The sequence below is a fragment of the Nocardia lasii genome, assembly GCF_042658545.1.
In the GTDB taxonomy this organism is placed as follows: Bacteria; Actinomycetota; Actinomycetes; order Mycobacteriales; family Mycobacteriaceae; genus Nocardia; species Nocardia lasii.
In genome coordinates this window covers 465,286-483,888 of the sequence record NZ_JBHSQN010000002.1, presented here as the reverse complement: position 1 = coordinate 483,888, position 18,603 = coordinate 465,286, and the positions used below count along the sequence as shown (strand labels likewise).

At 69.8% G+C, this 18,603-nt stretch carries 18 protein-coding genes; 6 read left to right on the top strand and 12 right to left on the bottom strand.

Annotation, left to right across the window (positions count from 1 at the left end; all coding sequences use genetic code 11):
* Position 1 precedes the first annotated feature (1 nt).
* Positions 2-1,369 (bottom strand): FAD-dependent oxidoreductase, encoded by a 1,368-nt coding sequence (locus ACFP3H_RS06050; RefSeq protein WP_378600738.1) that lies wholly within the window; start codon positions 1,367-1,369, stop codon positions 2-4.
* Between the two features lie 297 nt (positions 1,370-1,666).
* Between ACFP3H_RS06050 and ACFP3H_RS06045 the strand changes: the two genes are divergently transcribed.
* From ACFP3H_RS06045 to ACFP3H_RS06035, 3 genes are all read left to right on the top strand, one after another.
* Positions 1,667-2,233, top strand: a complete 567-nt coding sequence (locus tag ACFP3H_RS06045) for a hypothetical protein (protein WP_378600735.1) — start codon at positions 1,667-1,669, stop codon at positions 2,231-2,233.
* A 69-nt stretch (positions 2,234-2,302) separates the two neighbouring features.
* Positions 2,303-2,827 (top strand): ester cyclase, encoded by a 525-nt coding sequence (locus ACFP3H_RS06040; RefSeq protein ID WP_378600732.1) that lies wholly within the window; start codon positions 2,303-2,305, stop codon positions 2,825-2,827.
* Between the two features lie 139 nt (positions 2,828-2,966).
* The gene (locus ACFP3H_RS06035) at positions 2,967-3,371 is read left to right on the top strand and encodes a YybH family protein (RefSeq protein ID WP_378600729.1); all 405 of its coding nucleotides are present in this window, start codon (positions 2,967-2,969) and stop codon (positions 3,369-3,371) included.
* Here the strand turns inward: ACFP3H_RS06035 and ACFP3H_RS06030 are convergent.
* The gene (locus ACFP3H_RS06030; RefSeq protein WP_378600727.1) at positions 3,358-3,699 is read right to left on the bottom strand and encodes an LSm family protein; all 342 of its coding nucleotides are present in this window, start codon (positions 3,697-3,699) and stop codon (positions 3,358-3,360) included. The genes ACFP3H_RS06035 and ACFP3H_RS06030 overlap by 14 nt on opposite strands.
* Before the next feature lie 185 nt (positions 3,700-3,884).
* Between ACFP3H_RS06030 and ACFP3H_RS06025 the strand changes: the two genes are divergently transcribed.
* Positions 3,885-4,580: a 2'-5' RNA ligase family protein gene (locus tag ACFP3H_RS06025; RefSeq protein WP_378600725.1), complete on the top strand. Its 696-nt coding sequence runs from the start codon at positions 3,885-3,887 to the stop codon at positions 4,578-4,580.
* Here ACFP3H_RS06025 and ACFP3H_RS06020 read toward each other — a convergent pair.
* From ACFP3H_RS06020 to ACFP3H_RS05985, 8 genes are all read right to left on the bottom strand, one after another.
* The gene (locus ACFP3H_RS06020; protein WP_378600722.1) at positions 4,570-4,908 is read right to left on the bottom strand and encodes a 4Fe-4S dicluster domain-containing protein; all 339 of its coding nucleotides are present in this window, start codon (positions 4,906-4,908) and stop codon (positions 4,570-4,572) included. The genes ACFP3H_RS06025 and ACFP3H_RS06020 overlap by 11 nt on opposite strands.
* Positions 4,905-6,497: an FAD-binding protein gene (locus tag ACFP3H_RS06015; protein WP_378600720.1), complete on the bottom strand. Its 1,593-nt coding sequence runs from the start codon at positions 6,495-6,497 to the stop codon at positions 4,905-4,907. Before ACFP3H_RS06015 ends, ACFP3H_RS06020 begins: the two co-directional genes overlap by 4 nt.
* Before the next feature lie 286 nt (positions 6,498-6,783).
* On the bottom strand, positions 6,784-7,713 hold the full coding sequence (locus ACFP3H_RS06010) for a TauD/TfdA dioxygenase family protein (protein ID WP_378600718.1): 930 nt from the start codon (positions 7,711-7,713) through the stop codon (positions 6,784-6,786).
* 103 nt (positions 7,714-7,816) lie between these two features.
* The gene (locus ACFP3H_RS06005) at positions 7,817-9,157 is read right to left on the bottom strand and encodes an LLM class flavin-dependent oxidoreductase (protein ID WP_378600716.1); all 1,341 of its coding nucleotides are present in this window, start codon (positions 9,155-9,157) and stop codon (positions 7,817-7,819) included.
* A gap of 15 nt (positions 9,158-9,172) precedes the next feature.
* Positions 9,173-10,054, bottom strand: a complete 882-nt coding sequence (locus ACFP3H_RS06000; RefSeq protein ID WP_378600714.1) for an ABC transporter permease — start codon at positions 10,052-10,054, stop codon at positions 9,173-9,175.
* The gene (locus ACFP3H_RS05995; RefSeq protein ID WP_378600712.1) at positions 10,047-10,895 is read right to left on the bottom strand and encodes an ABC transporter ATP-binding protein; all 849 of its coding nucleotides are present in this window, start codon (positions 10,893-10,895) and stop codon (positions 10,047-10,049) included. The genes ACFP3H_RS06000 and ACFP3H_RS05995 overlap by 8 nt, the downstream gene beginning before the upstream one ends.
* Entirely contained in the window at positions 10,892-11,974 is a 1,083-nt protein-coding gene (locus tag ACFP3H_RS05990) for an ABC transporter substrate-binding protein (protein WP_378600710.1), read from the bottom strand. Before ACFP3H_RS05990 ends, ACFP3H_RS05995 begins: the two co-directional genes overlap by 4 nt.
* Positions 11,975-12,294: 320 nt before the next feature.
* Positions 12,295-13,023, bottom strand: a complete 729-nt coding sequence (locus tag ACFP3H_RS05985; protein WP_378600708.1) for an IclR family transcriptional regulator — start codon at positions 13,021-13,023, stop codon at positions 12,295-12,297.
* 261 nt (positions 13,024-13,284) lie between these two features.
* Between ACFP3H_RS05985 and ACFP3H_RS05980 the strand changes: the two genes are divergently transcribed.
* Complete coding sequence (locus tag ACFP3H_RS05980; protein ID WP_378600706.1) at positions 13,285-14,787, top strand: PLP-dependent cysteine synthase family protein; 1,503 nt, start codon at positions 13,285-13,287, stop codon at positions 14,785-14,787.
* Positions 14,788-14,798: 11 nt separating this feature from the next.
* Positions 14,799-14,960 (top strand): hypothetical protein, encoded by a 162-nt coding sequence (locus tag ACFP3H_RS05975; protein ID WP_378600704.1) that lies wholly within the window; start codon positions 14,799-14,801, stop codon positions 14,958-14,960.
* A 281-nt stretch (positions 14,961-15,241) separates the two neighbouring features.
* Here ACFP3H_RS05975 and ACFP3H_RS05970 read toward each other — a convergent pair whose 3' ends face one another.
* Together ACFP3H_RS05970 and ACFP3H_RS05965 are read right to left on the bottom strand one after the other, a co-directional pair.
* Entirely contained in the window at positions 15,242-17,377 is a 2,136-nt protein-coding gene (locus ACFP3H_RS05970; RefSeq protein WP_378600702.1) for an MMPL family transporter, read from the bottom strand.
* A complete protein-coding gene (locus tag ACFP3H_RS05965; protein ID WP_378600700.1) occupies positions 17,374-18,579 on the bottom strand; it encodes a peptide synthetase in 1,206 nt (401 codons plus the stop codon). Before ACFP3H_RS05965 ends, ACFP3H_RS05970 begins: the two co-directional genes overlap by 4 nt.
* Between the last annotated feature and the right edge of the window lie 24 nt (positions 18,580-18,603).

Sequence of the window (18,603 nt, the reverse complement as noted above, 5' to 3'; positions counted from 1 at the left end):
GCTATCCCTGACGCACGGCCTTGGCGGCGGCTCGGGCGGCGACGAGGACGGGGTCCCAGACGGGGGAGAAGGGTGGGGCGTAGCCGAGGTCGAGGGCGGTCATCTGTTCTACGGTCATGCGGGTGGTGAGGGCTACGGCGGCGACGTCGATGCGTTTGGCGGAGCCTTCGCGGCCGACGATCTGGACGCCGAGGAGGCGGCCGGTGCGGCGTTCGGCGAGCATTTTGACCGTCATGGGTTGGGCCCCGGGGAAATAGCCTGCCCGGCCGGTGGATTCGATGGTGACGCTGTGGAATTGGAGACCGGCGCGATGGGCGGCCTTCTCGCTCAGGCCCGTTCGTGCCACCTCGAGTTCGCAGACCTTGCTCATGGCGGTGCCGACCACGCCGGGGAAGGTCGCGTAACCGCCGCCGACGCCGGATCCGATCACCTGGCCGTGTTTGTTGGCGTGGGTGCCCAGCGGGATGTAGCGCAGGGTGTCCGAGACCAGGTCGAAGACCTCCACGCAGTCGCCGCCGGCCCAGATGTCGTCGTGGCCGCGCACGCGTTGCGCGAGATCGGTGAGTAGGCCGCCGCTCTCGCCCAGGGGTAGGCCGGCGTCGCGGGCCAGGTCGGTGGCCGGGCGGACGCCGATCCCGAGCACCACCACGTCGGCCGGGTACTCGTTCTCGGCGGTGGTCACGGCGCGGACCCGGCCGTCCTCGGTGCGCATCCCGGTCACCTCGGCATCGCAGACGAGTTGAATTCCCATGCCCACCATCGCTTTACGCACGAGCGCGCCCATGTCGGGGTCCAGCGTCGCCATCGGTTCGGCGGCCCGGGTGACCATCGTGACGTCGAATCCGCGCCGCACCAACGCTTCTGCCATCTCGACCCCGATATATCCGGCGCCCACCACGACCGCGCGTTTTCCGGTCGCCGACTCCAGGGCGTCGATCAGTGCCTGCCCGTCGTCGAGGGTCTGCACCCCGTAGACGCCCTCGGCGTCGATACCGGGTAGCGGCGGACGGATCGGTGTCGCGCCGGTGGCGAGCACGAGGTGGTCGTAGCTCAACCATTCCCGGTCGCCGGTGTCGAGGACGTGCGACCGGACCCGTCGGCCCGCCGGATCGAGCTCGGTCACCTCGGTGCGCAGGCGCAGATCGATACCGCGCGCGCGATGTTCGGCGGGCGAGCGCGCGATCAGGTCCTCGGCGTCGGTCACGTCACCGGCCACCCAGTACGGAATCCCGCACGCCGAATACGAGGCGAAATTGCCCTTGTCGAACACGACGATCTCGAGCTCGTCGGCACCTCGCAGCCTGCGCGCCTGCGACGCCGCCGCCAATCCGGTCGCGTCCGCGCCGACTACCACCATGCGTTGACCCATGCCACCACCGTACGAGAGGCGCGCGCGGGTGCTGGTCGGCGCGGGTGTTCGCGGTGACCGGAACGGGCGGTGACATCTGTTCGTTATCACAGCGTTGTCATTCGGAGACCTGTTGCTAGGGTGGGCAGATGGGAAGCACAGTCCTCGATGTCCTGTCATTGATCCTCGATCGCGCCACCAACTTCTGGTACTGGGCCTCGTCCGGTTCCTCGGGTGTCCCCCCGCTGTAAATCGGTCGACAGCCCACGAAACCCCCGGAGCCGCTCGGCTTTCGGGGGTTCGTCATAGGGTGGGGCGATGACGGTGGGGACGTGCGTGGACGAGGCTCCGCGGCGCTGGCGTGTGCTGATGGGGCTGACCACCGGGGCGGTGGTCGTCGCGATCGCGGAACTGGCGGTGGTCGACGCCACCCGCCTCGACCTGCTGGCCGGCGCCGCCGGGGTCGTGATCCTGCTGGCGGCGGGCCTGTCCTGGATGATCCTGGCCCCCATCGGCTGCGCGCGCTACCGACAATTCCGCACGGTCGCGCTCGCTCCCCTGATCGCCCTGGTCGGCGTCGCCGCGGTGTGGTTCGGACTCCCGGAACGCGCCGGTTGGTGGCTGTCGAAATCGGCGATGACCGAGGCCGCCGCGAACTGCCGAGAGTCCGACGAACGCTGGATCGGCATCATCCGAACCTGGTCCACCGACCCCGACGCCGGCGGCTGCCGATTCACCACCGGCGACGGCACCCACCTCGGCGGCCTGGCCTACTTCCCACCGGGAACCCAGCCTCCTGACTACGGCGGCGCCGCGTATCAGCCGACCTACACCCGCTACGACGACAACTGGTACCACTTCACGGTGAATCTCAGCGACCACTGAACCATTTTGGATGGACTCACGTTCTAACTAATAGATCAACGTTCATTTCAAACTGGGAAGGTGGCCATCATGGCGCGTGGGTTCGGCGAAGTCGGGGAGTTGGCGGTGCGGTCGATGGAGATCATGGCGGCGGGCGAGCCCGCGGATTTCGAGGCGGTGGTGCATCCGCGGGCGGTCAATCGGGAAGGGGTGGCCGAGCCGATGGCGTGCCGGGGGTTGGGGCCCGCGGCGTTCTACGCGACGGCGCTGTGGTTGCGGCGGGCGTTCGCGGATCTGGCCTGGGACGTGCACGCGGTGGTGACCGAGGGGGATACGGCGGTCGTGCACGCGACGATGTCGGGTCGCCAGGTCGGGCCGTTCGTTTCCTATGATCCGGAAGGCGGTGTGGCGCAGGCGTTCCCGGCGACCGGGAAGACGTTCGCGATCACCCAGACGCACTGGTTGCGGGTCGCCGACGGCAAGGTGATCGAGCACTGGGCCAATCGCGACGACCTCGGGATGTCGATGCAGCTGGGCTGGAACCCGCCGACCCCGGCCTACCTGCTGCGGATGCACCGCGCGACCAAACAGGCCCGCAAGGCCGAGGCCGCCTGATCCGTGCGCGCCGCCGCCACCGAATCGGGTTGTGCGTCACCGCGAGTGGCCCGCGTCCGGTGGCGGCGGCGCGGGCCACTCAACCTGTCGTACCCCGGCGCTACCGTGATCGCACAACCCGAATCCAGGGAGGGTAGCGATGGCTGAGAATGTGCGAGAACGTGCGCAGCGCCCGGAGGATCTGAGCCGGTTGGTCGTCGAGCGGTTGAACGCCGGGGACGTGGACGGCCTGGTCGAACTGTATGAATCCGACGCGGTGCTCGCGTTGCCGGACGGGGTGGTGGCCACCGGGGTCGACGAGATCAGGGCGGCGTATACGCGCCTGGTCGCGGCCCGGCCGGTCTTCCAACCGGGCCCCCAGGCGCCGGTCCTGCGGGCGGGTGACCTGGCGATGACCTCCTCGCGGCTGCCCGGCGGCAACGGCGGGACGGTCGAGGTGGCGCGCCGTCAACCCGACGGCAGCTGGCGCTGGATCCTCGACCAACCGAACGCGCCGTGGACGGTGACCGATCGGCACCCCGTCTCCGGCCTCAGCTCGGGTTGAGCCCGGTGGACAGCACGACGACGACCTTCTCGTCGGTGACCTCGCTGACGCGGACGTCGGTTCCGTTGCTGGCCTGAGACTCGCCGACCGGGATCGTGACCTGCTGCCCGCCGATGGCCAGGGTGACCAGGTCGCCGTTGACGGCGATCAGCTCGGCGTCGATACCGAGGACCGAGGCCTTGGCGCTGACCCCGCGTTCGAAGGTGATGGTGCAGCCGCTGACGGTGCACTCGGAGGTGGTGCCGGGGCCGGTCATGGTGCAGGCGGAGGTGACCGGCGCGAGCAGGAGGGCGAACGCCGCGAGCGTGAGCAGCCGTCGAACAGACATGCGATCAGTGTAGTGAACCCCGGGCGTGTCGCCGCCTATTGCGTGGAGTCGGGATCGAAGCGACAACAGTACGGTCTCGTCGTGTTGCCCGCCGGTCACACCGGTAATACCGTCGCTGACAGGTAGCTGGCATCGTGCGGTTTCGATGCCGATCGTGTGGTCCGAGGTCGGGAGGTAGGGGCATCATGATCGCGAGCGAAATGACCGTTGCCAGCCGGTGGTGGTGGCGGCCGGGGTGGACGCCGGGGCGCTCGTTCTACAACTGGCAGGTGATGCCGACCCAGCCGGTGGCCGACAAGCTGATCGAGATCTTCGCGCCGACGCTGGCCGACCTGCCGGGATTCGAGCAGGTCGACGCCGCGCGACTGCGGATCGACGTGCAGGGGATCGGGTTCGTCGACGGGGTGAAGGGGTTGCACCTGGCGGCGCTGGTGGCGGGTGCGCGCAAGCTGCTCGCGGCCCACGCGCCGTTCCAACTCACCTTCGGCCCGCCGGTGGTGGCCCAGGATTCGATCCGGTTGCCGATCGCGCTGCCCGAGGAGTTGCTGCGGGTGCGCGAGGATCTGACCAGCGCGCTCACCGACATCTGGATCCGCGAGCGGATTCCGGAGTTCGGTGAGCCGCTGCGGCCGTATCTGGCCCTGGCCCACGCCACCCGACCGACCCGGATGCGCGAGATCTGTGACGCGCTCGAGCAGGACGGGTTCACCGATTTCAGCATCGATGACACGGTCTCGGCGGTGTCGCTGGTCGAATTGCAGTGCGAGAACGACCGTTACGACTGGTGTGCGGTGAGCGAGGCGGACCTGCTGCGGGTCCCGGACCCGATCGTGGACCGCCACATCTTCGACGATCTGCCGCCGCGCACGCTCACGAGCTGAGCCGCGGCGGCGGGGTGCCGTGCGGCAGGCGTGGTCCCACCGCGATCCGCGCCCCCGGAACCCGTCCGTGGCCCCAGCCGAGCTTTTCGCGATAGCGGCCGATGTGCTCGGTCGGCACCGTCGCCTCGGACGGCAGCGGGGTGACCTCCGGGGCGACGTAGAGGGCGTCGGTGGGGCAGTACGCCTCGCACATGAAGCAGGTCTGGCAGTCGGACTGGCGGGCGATGACCGGGATTCCGCTGTCGGTGCGATCGAAGACATTGGTGGGGCAGGCCAGGACGCACTTGTCGCAGCCGATGCAGTCCTGCGCGCGCAACAGTTCGATCATGACGCCACCGCCAGCCCGGAGTTGCGGGTGCTCGCCGGGTCGACCCATGGTTCGTCGAGTCCGCCGGAGTGCAGGTGGTGGTGTTGGGCGGGATCGAGGCCGGGGTGATCGGCGCGCTTGCTCATGCCGCGAGTCTCGGTGCGCGCCAATGCCGATCGGTACATCAGGCGCCCGACGGCGGTGATCGCGGCGGCCTGCCGGGACCGCACCCGGTCCTCGCCGCTCACCCCGCCGAGCCCGGCGGACGCGGCATCCCACAGTTCGTCGAGCCGGGCCAGGGCCGGGCGCAGGCGATCACCGTGGCGCAGGAAGTTCTTCTCGAACGGGATCAGTTCGTCCTGGGCCGCGGCGACGACCTCGGCGGCGGTCACTGAAGCAGAGTTGTTGGGGCGCAACCCGACTCCACCGATTCCGTGCACGGCACCATCGGTGCGCCCCGCGGTCAGGGCGTGGGCCGCCGCGCCCGCGCCCGCCCAGCTGCCCGAGGACATCGCCCAGGCGGCATTGTGGCTGCCGCCGCCGGTGAATCCGCCGCAGATCCGTTCACGGGTGGCCGCGTCACCGGCGACGTAGAGGCCGGGAACCGTTGTCGCGCAATCATCGTCGACCACATCGATGCCGCCGGTGCCGCGCACGGTGCCCTCGGCGAGCAGGTCGATCTCGAAGCGGTCGGTGAACGGATTGATGCCGCGCCGGTCGAACTGGAGGAAGAAGTTCGGTTGACCGACGCGCATCTGCGCCTGCACCGTCTCGTCGGCGCGGTCGAGTTGGGCGAACACCTTCTCCTGCGCCAGGGTTCGCGCGATCACGGAGCGGCCCCTGGTGGACCCGGCCTCCTCGAGCACCCGCCCGTCCTCGCCGAAGAAGGTGGCATAGCCGTAGTAGGCGGTCTTGGTGATGGTGGAGCCCTTGGGGACGATGGCATAGGCGTTGGAGAATTCCATGCCGGAGAACCGCGCACCGGCCTCGGCCGCCATCAGCGCGCCGTCGCCGGTGTCGACATTGGTGCCCAGCGCCCGCGACAGGAATGCGCAGCCGCCGGTCGCGAGCACCACCGCACCGGCGGTGATCCGGTAGTCGCGATCGAGCTGACGCTGATAGCCCGCCGCGCCGCGCACCGCGCCGGACTCGTCGACGAGCAGTTCCAACGCGGGGGAGTGGTCGTGGACCTGCACGCCGAGCCGGGTCAGCCAGGCCCGCATCCGCCGCATGTACTCCGGGCCCTGCACGCCCGTGCGCATTTGCTCGCCGGTGGCCGGATCCACCGGGAACGGGTAGCGGCCCTCGACGGCGAGGCGGTTCATGTTCGCGTAGGTCTGGTCGAGGACGCGATCCATCCAGTAGTGGTCGGCCAGGTAGCCGCCGAGGGCCTCGCGGCTCGCCTTCGCGTTGGCGCGGGCGGTCGCCTCGGGCGCGACGTACCAGACGCCGGTGCCCGAGGGCGCGGTGGCGCCGCTGGTGCCGCAGTAGCCCTTGTCGACCAGGATCACCTCGGCTCCGGCCTCGCGGGCGTGGATCGCGGCCCACGACGCCGCGGGACCGCCGCCGAGGATCAGCACGTCGGTGCTGGTGTGCCAGGGGTCGTTCATGGCTGTGCTCCTGTGTCTAGTTGAGCGCTGGCGCGCTCGAGTCGCGGCCCCGAGGGTGCGTCGGTCAGGCACCGTGGCTTGTTCCTTCGTCGCTTATGCCACGGCGGCTGACCGGCGCCCCGGCCGCTTCGCGACCGCCGGGGTGAGGTGGCATAAACGTGCGGAGACGCGTCGGTGGGGCTGTTTTTCGGGGTGTGGCGCGTGCGGGTGCACGAAAATGCCAACGGTTCGGGTGGCCGGCCCCCGGGGAGCGGTGGCGCCTGGGCCTGCCAGGCGCCGCCGGGTGTCAGGCTCCGGTGAACTTCGCGCCGGAGACCGGGGTGGAGGGCGTGCCGTCGACGCCGACCGGGATGTCGCCCTCGAGGGTGGTGCGGTAGAGCACGCGGGTGACGTCGAGGTGGTCGAGGTCGCTGGGCGCGAGGTGGGCGGTGGCGCGGTTGTCCCAGAACGCGATGCTGCCGTGCTCCCAGCGGAACCGGACCGTGTAGGCGGGGTGGGAGATCTCGTCGAAGAGCAGTTGCAGCAGGGCGTCGCTCTGCGGCGGGGTCAGGCCGAGGATCCGGGTGGTGAAGCCGGGATTGACGAACAGGATCCGCTCCCCGGTCACCGGATGCACCCGCACCACCGGGTGTTCGGTCACCAGCGGGTCTGCGGCGATCTTGCGGGCGTAGGCGCTGTCGGCCTCCCACGGCGGGATGCGGCCGCCGAAGCGGTGCTCGGCGCGCAACCCGTCGAGGAAGGTCCGCAGCGATTCCGGCAGCCCGGCGTAGGCGGCGGCCAGGTTGGTCCACTGGGTGTCGCCGCCGGTCTCCGGGGCGATCTCGGCGCGCAGGATCGAGGCCGCGGGCGGGTTGATCAGCGGGGAGACGTCGGTGTGCCAGTGGTTGGTGTAGCTGAACTTCTTGCGGCCGAACTTCTTCTCGTAGAGCCTGCTGTCGACGGCGAGGATCTCCGGGTACTCGGTGGGCGCGTCGTCGTCGTAGGGGTGCGAGGGCGTGACCGCGCCGAATCGGCGGGAGAACGCGATCTGCTCGGCGTGACCGATGTGCTGGTCACGGAAGAACAGCACCTTGTGTCGGTGCAGGGCGGCGGTGAGCTCGCCGACCTGGGCGTCGGTGAGTTCGTCGCGCAGGTCGAGCCCGCTGATCTGGGCGCCGATGTGGCCCGCGACGGGGCTGATCGTCACGGTGGCAGTGGGGGTTTCGAGGGTGGTCATGTCTAGGGGTCCTTCGGGTGAGAGCCGGTGGGCTGGAGCGGGTCTCACCTGCGACAGGCGCTGCTCACCACCCGCATGAGGTCGATCTCGAGGCGGCGACGCATCAGGCGCTCACCCGCGAATCCCGCTGGGCGAACTGGCTTTCCACCGGGTCGAGCCCGTAATGGCCGCGCAGGGTGGTGGTGTCGTAGTCGTCGCGGAACAGGCCGCGCTCCTGCAGGATCGGCACCACCCGGTCGACGAAGTCCTCGAGACCGCCGGGCAGGTACGGCGGCATGATGTTGAATCCGTCGGCCGCGCCCGCCTCGAACCAGGTCTGCAACTCGTCGGCGACCTGTTCGGGCGTGCCCGCGAAGGTGCGGTGTCCGCGTCCGCCGCCGAGCTTGCCGATGAGCTGGCGCACGGTCAGGTCCTCGTTCTCGGCCAGTTCCTTGACCAGCGTGAACCGGCTCTTGCCGCCCTCGATATCGCTCTCGGCGGGCAGCGGCGGCAGGGGCGCGTCGAGGGCGTGCGCGGTGAGGTCGACCCCGAGCATGGTCGAGAGCTGGCGCAGCGCGTAGTCCGGCGAGATCAGGTCGGTGAATTCCTGTTCCAGGGCCTTGGCTTCCTCGACGGTGTCGGCGATGAACGGCACCAGACCGGGCAGCACCTTCAACTCGTGTTCGGCGCGACCGTATTTGGCCAGGCGCGACTTGAGATCGCGGTAGAACCGCACCCCTTCCTCGACGGTGCGCTGCGCGGTGAACACGGCCTCGGCCCGGTGGGCGGCGAATTCCTTGCCCGACTCCGAGGATCCGGCCTGCACCAGCAGCGGCCTGCCCTGCGGGCCGCGCGGGGAGTTGAGCGGGCCGCGCACCGAGAACCGCTCGCCGGCGTAGTCGAGGGTGTGCACCTTGCCGGGGTCGGCGAACACGCCCGCCTCGGTGTCGAGGACGATCGCCTCGGATTCCCAGCTGTCCCACAGGGCCACGGCCACGTCGACGAACTCCTCGGCGCGCTCGTAGCGGCGCGCGTGCTCGGGAATCGCGTCGAGGCCGAAGTTGTAGGCCTCCTCGGCGTTGCCGGAGGTGACGATGTTCCAGCCGGCGCGGCCGTCGCTGATGTGGTCGAGGGAAGCGAATTTGCGGGCCAGGTTGAACGGTTCGTTGTAGCTGGTGGAGGCGGTGGCGATCAGGCCGATCCGCTCGGTGACCGCCGCGATCGCCGAGAGCAGGGTGACCGGTTCGAACACCGTCATGGTGTTGCGTTCGATGCGCGGGCCCACGGCCAGAGTGTCGGCGAAGAACACCGAGTCGAGCTTGCCGCGCTCGGCGATCTGGGCCACCTGCTGGAAGTGGCGCACGTCGAGCACGCGGCGGGCGTCGGTGCGCGGGTGCCGCCACGCCGCTTCGTGGTGGCCGACACCCATCACGAAAGCGTTGAGATGAAAGGTCCTGCGGGACATGGTGATGACTCCTGGTCAGACGTTGGTGGGGGTGGTGCGCCAGCGCGAGAGGCGGCGTTCCAGGGCGACGAGCGCGAAGTTGAAGCCGAGGCCGATCAGCGAGATGGCCACGATGCCCGCGTACATCTGCGGGATCTGGAAGTTCTGCTGCGCGGCGGTGATCAGATAGCCCAAACCGGCACGCGCGCCGATCATCTCGGCCGCGATGAGGACCAGGATCGATCCCGCCGCCGCCATCCTGATGCCGGTGAAGATCGAGGGGATCGCGGCGGGCAGGATCACCTTCTGGAACAGGCGCAGCGGTGAGAAGCCCAGCGACACCGCCGATTTCACCAGCAGCGGATCGACCGTGCGGACGCCGGTGATGGTGTTGAGCAGGATCGGGAAGAAGGTGGCGTAGCCGATCAGCGCGATCTTGGACGTCTCGCCGATGCCCAGGATCAGCACGAACACCGGCAGCAGCGCCAGCGCGGCGGTGTTGCGGAACAGTTCGAGGACCGGATTGAGGAAATCGGAGACCGGCTTGTACCAGGCGATGGCGATACCGACCGGGACCGCGATCACCAGGGCGATGGAGAACCCGGTGACCGAGCGGGTGAGGCTGGCCGACGTGTGTTCGGCGAGTTGACCGTTGGCGGCCAGTTCGAGGAAGGCCTCCACCACGACCGAGAACGGTGGCAGGAACACCTCGTCGACCAGGCCGAACCGGGGCGCCAACTCCCAGACGCCCAGTAGCACGACGATGGCGAGCAAGGGTTTGGCGATGCGGATGAGCGCGCGACCGGTGCTCTTGCCGACCCGCGACAGTGTCGACGGTTCGGCGGAAAGCGGCTGGGGGACAACAGGTGCGGGGCTGAGCTCGGCGGGCCGGGTGAGGACGGGGACGGCGCTAGACATGGGCGGGACTCCTGTCGGGGGACGCGGGACCGTCGTCGACGGCCAGCTCGAGGCGTTGGGCGCGGCTCACCTCGGACTGGAGTTCGGTCCAGATCCGGTGGCGGTAGTCGCGGAACTGCTCGCTGGAACGGACATCGATATCGCCCGCGCGATCGATGTCGATATCGATCACGGCCTTGACCCGGCCCGGTCGCGAGGTGAGCACCGCGACCCGCTGGCCCAGATACACCGCCTCGTCGATGCCGTGGGTGATGAACAGGATCGTCTTGCCGGTGGTGCGCCAGATCCGCAACAGCTCGTCCTGCAGCGACTCCCTGGTCTGGGCGTCGAGGGCGGCGAACGGCTCGTCCATCAGCAGCACCTCGGGATCGAAGGCCAGACTGCGCGCGATCGCCACCCGCTGCTTCATGCCGCCGGACAGCTCGTGCGGGTACCGGTCACCGAAACCGGCCAGTCCGACCAGCTCCAGGTAGTGCTCGGCGATGGCCTTGCGTTCCTTGCGCGGCACGCCCTTGGCCTCGAGCCCGAACTGGATATTGGTGCGGGCGGTGCGCCACGGCAGCAGCGCGTACTGCTGGAACACCACGCCGCGATCCAGGCCGGGGCCGGTGATCGGGGCGCCGTCGAGCAGGATCTGCCCGGAACTGGGGGTGCTCAGGCCGCCGAGCAGGTCCAGCAGGGTCGACTTGCCCGACCCGCTGGGGCCGACCAGGACCAGGAATTCTCCGGCGCTGACGTCGATGGAGATGTCGTCGATGGCGGTGAACTTCTCGGTGCTGCCGCGCACGGCGAACTGTTTGCTCACCGAACGCAACGCGAGTTTGGCTGGGGCGTGGCTCATTTCGCGGCCACCACCTCTCCGGTCGGACCGCTGCTGGGCTGGTAGGTGCCGTTGGCGTAGGGGTTGTCCTGGTTGGTGAACAGCTCCTTGGCGGTGATCTTGCCCTTGGGCAGTTCGCCGTTGCGCTCGAGCCAATCGATCCAGATCTGGATCTCCTTGTCCGCGATCACCGCGCCGGGCACCGGGATGCCGGGCGAGCGCCAGTAGTCGAGCAGCTTGAGGTTCTCGTTGCGGCCGCGCTTGCTGATGATGTCGGTGAACTTCGCGACCACCTCGTCACGCGGGGTCACCTGCAACCAGCGGGTCGCCCGTGCGGTGCCCTGCACGAAATCCTTGACCGCCTCGGGGTTCTGGGCGATGTAGTCCTTGCGGAAAACGTAGGTGCCGTAGTCGAATTCGCCGAAGATGTCCTTGTCGGTGAACAGTGGGTGCAGCCCGCCACGGGCCACCGCGGTCTCGCGGAACACGCTGCCGAGCGCGCCGACGTCGATCTGGCCGCTGCGCAGCGCCTCCTCGGTGTTGACCGGCGGCACCACGATCAGCTGGACCTGCTTGATCTCGTCCTCGCTCAGGCCCTGCTGGTGCAACCACTCCCTGGTGACGAACTCGTGGTGCGCGCCGAGGGTGTTGACGCCGACCTTCTTACCGATCAGATCGCGGGCGGTGCGGATCCCGGCGTCCTCGCGCACGAAGTAGCCGGTGAACGACTTCGCGTCGGAGCCATAGGAACTCAGCACCGACTGCACCGGCGCGCCGCCGGCGGCGAGCTTGACCACCGCGCCGTTGAACGCGCTGCCGAACTCGACCTGCTTGGTGGCCGCGGCCTGGATATTGGCCGGGCCGCTGGTGGTGTCGCCCTCCCACTGCAGGCTGATCTTGCTGAAATAGCCCAGGTTGTCGGCCAGTTCGAACGGCGTGACCTGTCCGGTCTGTCCCTGGTAGCGCAGCACGGTCTTGCCGTCGGCGGTCGTGGCCGACTCGGAACCACCGCACGCGGTGAGGCCCGCGAGCAGAGCGGGGGCGACGAGCGCGGCGGCGAGCGCACGCAGCGGACGTCGTCGGAAGGTGTTGGACAACATGTTTCGCGAATTCTTTCGACGGCGCGCGGGATCGCGCGGCGTCGCCTGATCGGCGCACGCCGCGACGATCCGCACACGGAGGGCGGAGAGTGACGGGAGAAAAAAAAGAAAGATCGGCGGCGCGGAATGCCACCGCTCGGTCAGCTGCGACAGAATCCGGGAGACAGGCGCATCAGGTCCACCGTTCGACGGCGGACGAGCGCGGGGGATTCGATCATGGCGAGACTTTCGTGAATCGGAACGGCGAAGGGGACGCCGCTGCTATTCGATAGTGCTGCACGCCCGCACGGTTGGGCAATAGCGTTTCCACATCGTGAAAATCACGGTGCGTCGAATTCCTCACCAGCGGCGGCGGTGTGGAAATACGGGCCGATGCGCACCGCGATCTGGTGCATCGCGGGCAGGACCGCGCGCACGAGATCGCGATCCAGGCGCACCGCGCGCGCCTGCACCCCCAGCGCGCCCCACACCTGTCGGTCGGGACCGAGCACCGGGACCGCGATCGCGCGGATCGGTTCGTCGCTGTCGATCTCCTCGACCGCGAAGCCGCGCCTGCGCACGGTGTCGAACAGTTCGCCGTGGCCGGCGGGGCTGTGCGCGAGCAGTGCCTGTCCCACCGCGCTGCCGGTGAGCGAGCGGCGCTCCTGCGGAATCTGGTTGTGGCAGAAGTGAACCGGTGGTCGGGCCTGGAACACGGTGAGGGCCTCGTCGGCGTCGGGGACGCTGAGACTGACGGTGATCTTGATGCCGGCGGCCAGCGCGTACAGGTGCGGGGCGGCGGCGTCGAGGCCGAGGCGTGACAGCGCGGGCCGGGCCAGGCACGCCAGGCCGTGGCCGATCCGGTAGCGATCCGAGGCCGGGTCCTGCTCGAGCAGGCGCCCGCGCACCAGCGCCTGGGCCAGCCGGAAGGTGGTGCTCACCGGTAGTCCGGCGCGTTGGGCCAGTTCGCTCACCGACAGTTCGGGATCGCCGCCCTGGAAGCAATTGAGGACATACACGGCACGGTCGACGGCTTGGGCGCCGGAACGTGGCGGTTCGGTGGCGGTCATGACGGCCTCCTGTTCGACGGCGTCGGGGGCAACGGCGTTGCGTCGACTCTTGCGACCGTCCCGGCCCCGGCGCAATGATTCGGCGCACGGGTGCGTCGAATTCGCGCGGGGTGATCGAATCCCGGTGAGAACAAACCTGTCGGTGCCGTGCGGGTGCGTGGATCGTGGGAGTCGCCCGCGCGGTCGAGTGTTCCGCGCGATTTCCCCGACCAGCTGTGACCTCGGCGTGCCGTGGTCGCTCGGCGACACAGGAAGGTCGGCATGACCATCGACATCGCACGCACGCACGACACCACCTCGGTGTTCGACTCCATCGATCAGGCGGTCGGGCACACGCCGCTGGTGCGGCTGAATCGGATCACCGACGGGGCCGCGGCCGCGGTGTACGTCAAGCTCGAGTACCTCAATCCCGGTGGGAGCGTGAAGGATCGGGCGGCGTTGTTCATGCTCGATGCCGCCGAGGCGGCGGGGGAGTTGCGGCCCGGTGGGGTGGTGGTGGAGGCGACCTCCGGCAATACCGGCATCGGGCTGGCGGCCATCGCGGCGGCTCGGGGGTATCGCACGGTGGTGGTCGTGCCGGACAAGTCCAGTCGCGAGAAGATCGCGCTGCTGCGCGCCTACGGCGCCGAGGTGCATGTGACACCGGGTGGGCGCCCGGTCGGGCATCCCGAGCATCTGCGCAGCGTGGCGTTGCGGCTGGTGGAGGAGATCCCGGGGGCGTGGTTCGCGGGCCAGTACGACAATCCGGCCAACCCCGCCGCGCACCGGGCCACCACCGGGCCCGAGATCTGGGGCCAGACCGGCGGCCGGGTCACCCACTATGTGGCCGGGATCGGCACCGGCGGAACTGTCAGTGGCGCAGGCGAATTCCTCGAGGAGATCTCCGATGGGCGGGTCGAGGTGGTCGGAGCGGACCCCGAGACCTCGGTGTACGGCGGGGGTGACGGGCGCGCCTGGTACGTCGAGTCGGTGGGGCACTATCTGCATCCCGAGACCGAGCTCGACGAGTGGCCGCAGTCCTATCACGCCGAGGTGATCGACCGGATCGAGCGGATCCCCGACGGGGAGTCGCTGCGGGTCCTGCATCGGTTGGCCAAGGAGGAGGGGCTGCTGCTCGGTGGGTCCTCGGGGACCGCGGTGGCCGCCGCCCTGCGCGTGGCCCGCACGCTCGGGCCCGACGACGTGGTGGTGGTGATCGCGCCCGATTCCGGGCGGGGGTACCTGTCGAAGTACTTCGATGACGGCTGGCTCGGGCAGTTCGGGTTCCCGCTGCTCACCTCCCACACCGAACCGACGATCGGATCGGTCCTCGACGTGGTGGGCGGGCATCGGGGCGCGGGTGCGTCGGGTGTTCTCGCCACGGCACGCTTGCTCGACTCGACCGCCACGGTGGCCTCGGCGCGCACGGAACTCGGTGCGCACCAGTCGATTCCGGTGGTGCTGGCGCGGCGGGCGGCGGGCCCGGCGGTGGTGGCCGAAGTGCTCGGCAGCGTCAGCGCGGGAGGCTTGGCGGACGCTGACGACCTCGACCTGATCCGGGCGCACCTGGATCCGCCGCTGCCGTTCGCCGGCACCACCGAACCGGTCGCGGCCGCGGTGGCGCGATGGGGTGCGCACCGGGGTGCGGTGCTGATCGTGCACGAGGGGCAGATCATCGGGGTGGTCGCGGCCGCCACGCTGTTGGCCGCAGCGGCGCGGGTCGGTGCGTCGCCGGAACCCGATGCCGGCGCGGATGCGGCGCTCAGCGTTTCCACGGCACGGTGATGGTGACCGCGATGGGCGTGGGCGAGGGGTACTGGACCTGGGCTCGGTGGTGGCGGGCGGACCCGGAATCGCCGGTCGGCGATGCTGTGTCGGCGGCGAGCGCGGACGACTCGGAATGGGAGAACGCGCTCACCGCCTCGGTGCTCGCCTGGACGGCCTTGCTCGGCGGCTAGTCGGAGCCGAAGGGCGGTGTACGGCGAGAGAGTCCGGCGGTTCTGCGGGCCGTTTGCTGAAAGCGGCAAGAGGGTCCGGAGGACTCAGCGGCTCGTCGGTCGAACTCGGACAGCGAGGGGTGCGCGTCGGCCGACAAGGGGCTCGGTGGTCCGATGACGGATTGACGGCGCAGGATGTCGGTCACGCGGACGGTGGGTTCAGGATTCGGAGGTGTCGGGTTCGGGGCGGGGTTCGGGTGGGGACAGGGGGCGGGCGACGCGGATGACGCCGGATTCGAGGTCTAGGACGACCTCGGGTTGGGCGTTGGTGTCGCCGCTGCCGCTGTCTTCGAGCTTCTTGCTGGGGAAGATTTCGCCGATGATGCCCACGGGGTCCAGGGTAGCCGGGGTAGCCACCAGTTGGCCGGGCCCATGAGTTGGACCAGGGCGGGGACCAGGAGCATGCGGACCAGGGTGGCGTCGAGGATCAGGGCGATGATCATGCCGAGGCCGAGCAGGCGCATGGGGGTCAGCGGCGAGAGGGCGAAGGCGCCGGTGACCAGGATGAGCAGCAGGGCGGCGGCGGTGATGACGCGGGCGGTGGCCACGGTGCCGGTGCGCACGGCGGTGGCGGTGTCGGCGCCCGCGCGGTGGGCCTCGGCCATGCGGGAGAGCAGGAAGACCTCGTAGTCGGTGGACAGGCCGAAGACGACGGCGATGATCAGCACGGCCATGCCGGCCGGGAGCGGTCCGGGACTGATGCCGAGCAGGGTGGCCAGATGGCCGTCGCAGAAGATCCAGGTCACCACGCCGAAGGTGGCGGCCAGGCTGAAGAAGGCCATGACCACGGCTTTGAGCGGGAGCACGATCGACCGGAACGCCACGGTGAGCAGCACCAGGGTGGCGGCCACCATGATCGCGATCATGAACGGCAGGTGCGACAGGGTCGCGGCGACACTGTCGGCGGTCGCCGCGGTGTCCCCGCCGACGGCGATCGAGGTGCCGGTGGGTGGTTCGAGGGCGCGCAGGGCGGCGACGGTGGCGGTGGCCGCTTCGCTGCGGTCGGCGGCGGTCAGGAAGGCGCGCAGCACGACGAAGTCGTCGGCGCGGCCCACCTGGACCACCTGATCGACCCCGGTCAGCGCGCGGACCGCGGCGATCGTCTCGGCGACCGCGCTGGAACTCGGTGCCTCGGCGCCGCGCAGCAGGATCGTCGCTCCGCTGGACGCGGCGGGGAACGCGGCGGTCAATTCCTCGACCGTGGAACGCATCTCGCTGTCGGCGGGCAGGGCGCGGTGGTCGACTTCGCCGAGTCGGATTCCGGCCAGCGGGGCGGCCAGGACGAGCAGGATCGCGCCGACCGCCACGGTGACGGCGCCCGGTCGGCGCAGCACCGCCCCGACGACCCGGCCCCAGAACCGCTCCGTGCGCCCGGTCGACCTCGCCCGCCCGATCCGGGCCCCGAACAGCACGAGCAGCGCGGGCAGCACGGTCAGCGACAGTGCGGCGGCGAGGGCGACCGCCGCGATGGCGCCGATGCCGAGCGAGCGCAGCACCGCCTGCGGGAACACCAGCGTCCCGGCGAAAGCGCAGATCAGCAGCAGCGCCGAGGCCGCGACGGTGCGTCCGGCGGTCGCGTAGGTGCGGGCGAGGGCCGAACGCACGTCGCCGCGCTCGGTGTATTCCTCGCGGAATCGGCTGAGCAGGAACAGCCCGTAGTCGATGGCCATGCCGAGTCCGAGCAGCGAGGCGATGTTCACCGCGAACGTGGTGACCTCGGTGAACTCGGCCAGCAACCGGATCGCGCCCAGCGCCCCACCGACCGCGAGCACGCCCACGACCACCGGAATCGCCCCCGCCACGATGCCGCCGAACACCAGCACCAGGACCAGCAGCGCCAGCGGCAGCGAAATGGATTCCGCGACAATGAGATCGCGCTGGGAACGCTCGATGATCTCGGTGTTGAGCGCGCTGTAGCCCGACAGTCGGGTCGGCACGCCGTCGACGCGCAATGCCTCGGCGATGGCGGGGTAGGCGGCCAGACGCTCGGTGTCGTCCCCGGCGGTGAACACCACCGCCACGGCGTGGCGACGGTCGGGCGAGACCAGGTAGTTCGCGAACGGTCCGGTCCAGTAGCTGTCCACCGGCCGGGCCAGCAGGGCCGGGTCGATCCGCTCGATTCCGGCCCTGACCTGTGGTCCGAGCTGGTCGATGGTGGTGCCCGCCGGGGCGGTGTAGAGGGCGATCACGTCGGGGCTCTGCGGTCCGAGGTGTTCGGTGACCACGCGGTCCACGAACGCCGATTCGCTGCCGGGATCGAGAAATCCACCGGCACTGAGCCGTTCGGTGACACCGGCACCGCAGGCGGCGCACAGGCCGATGAACAGCACGACCGCCGCGAGGACGGTGCGCGGACGCGCGAGAACCAGCCGTGTCATGGGCGCCGCGCCGCCGAATCCCGTGCGGGCAGTTCGTTTTCCAGCACGGTGACAATGCGGTCCAGGAGCGCTTCGAGTCGGTCCTCGATGCCGACACCGTTGCGCGCGGACACGGTGAGGTGGGTGTGCCCGTCGAACTCGGTGAGCCCGATCAGCAGCGGCATGGCGACACTGTGCTGGGGCAGCACGAACAATCCGGTGGGCGTGAAACCGGGCACGGTGAGCTCGGCGGTGGTGAAGCCGCCCATGTGGGACACGGTGGCCGAGGCCAGGTTTCGGCCGGCTCGCGCGCCGAGCCAGTTCGTGGTGTGCAGCACGCCGCGATTGATCACGTCGGGGACCAGGGTGATGCGGGTGTTGGCGAGCTGGTCGAGTTCGCGGTTCTCGCGCAGCCCGGTCTTGATCTGCTCCTTGACCCGCAACCAGTCGCTGCCCGGGGTGATGTCGAGGAACAGCGGGAGCGCGAGATTGGCGGTGGAGTGCAGCGCGGGATCGTGGCGGCGCAGATCCACCGGCATCATGATGCGCGAGGGGCCGGGGATCTCGGCGGCGAGCAGCGCGCACACGCGAGCCAGCGCACCAGGGCCCGCCGCGCCGATGATCCGGTGGCGCAACAGGTGTCGGGGAGCATGACGCCGCTGCCTGCCCCGGCCGACGGCGGTGCGGTAGCGCGGGACGAGTGGAGTCGGTGTGCCGGGGGCGCCGACGCGGTCGACGAGTTCCTGGTCGGCGACCGGATCGAGCTGGGGGATCGGATCCTCCCCGCGCAGCACTCGCAGCACATTGCGTGCCCACAGCACCATGCCCATGCCGTCCATCACGCCGTGGAAGACGCGGAAGATCAGCGTGGTCGGCGCACCGGTGAGCAGCAGCACCTCCACGGTGGACTCGGGGGTGGGCCCGATCGGGCTGGTGAGGACCGGGTCGGACTCGAGCGCGGGCCCGAACAGTCGATGACCGGCCGCGATGCGCACGGCCGGTGCCACCCCGCTGTCGACCCACTCGGTGTCGCGCCGGACCAGCCGCGCGCCGGGGGTGACCTCGGCGGCCTCGGCGACGGCCCGACGCAACCGGGCGGGGTCGATCTCGCCCTCGCCGGTGATCGCCAACTGCATGAGGAACGGCGGCGCCAGCTCCCGCATCGGGAAGTACATGCGCTCGGTCGTCGTGATCGCGCGTCGGAAAGTGTTGCTGCCGTGCATATCTGCCTCGCAGGAGTCGATGGG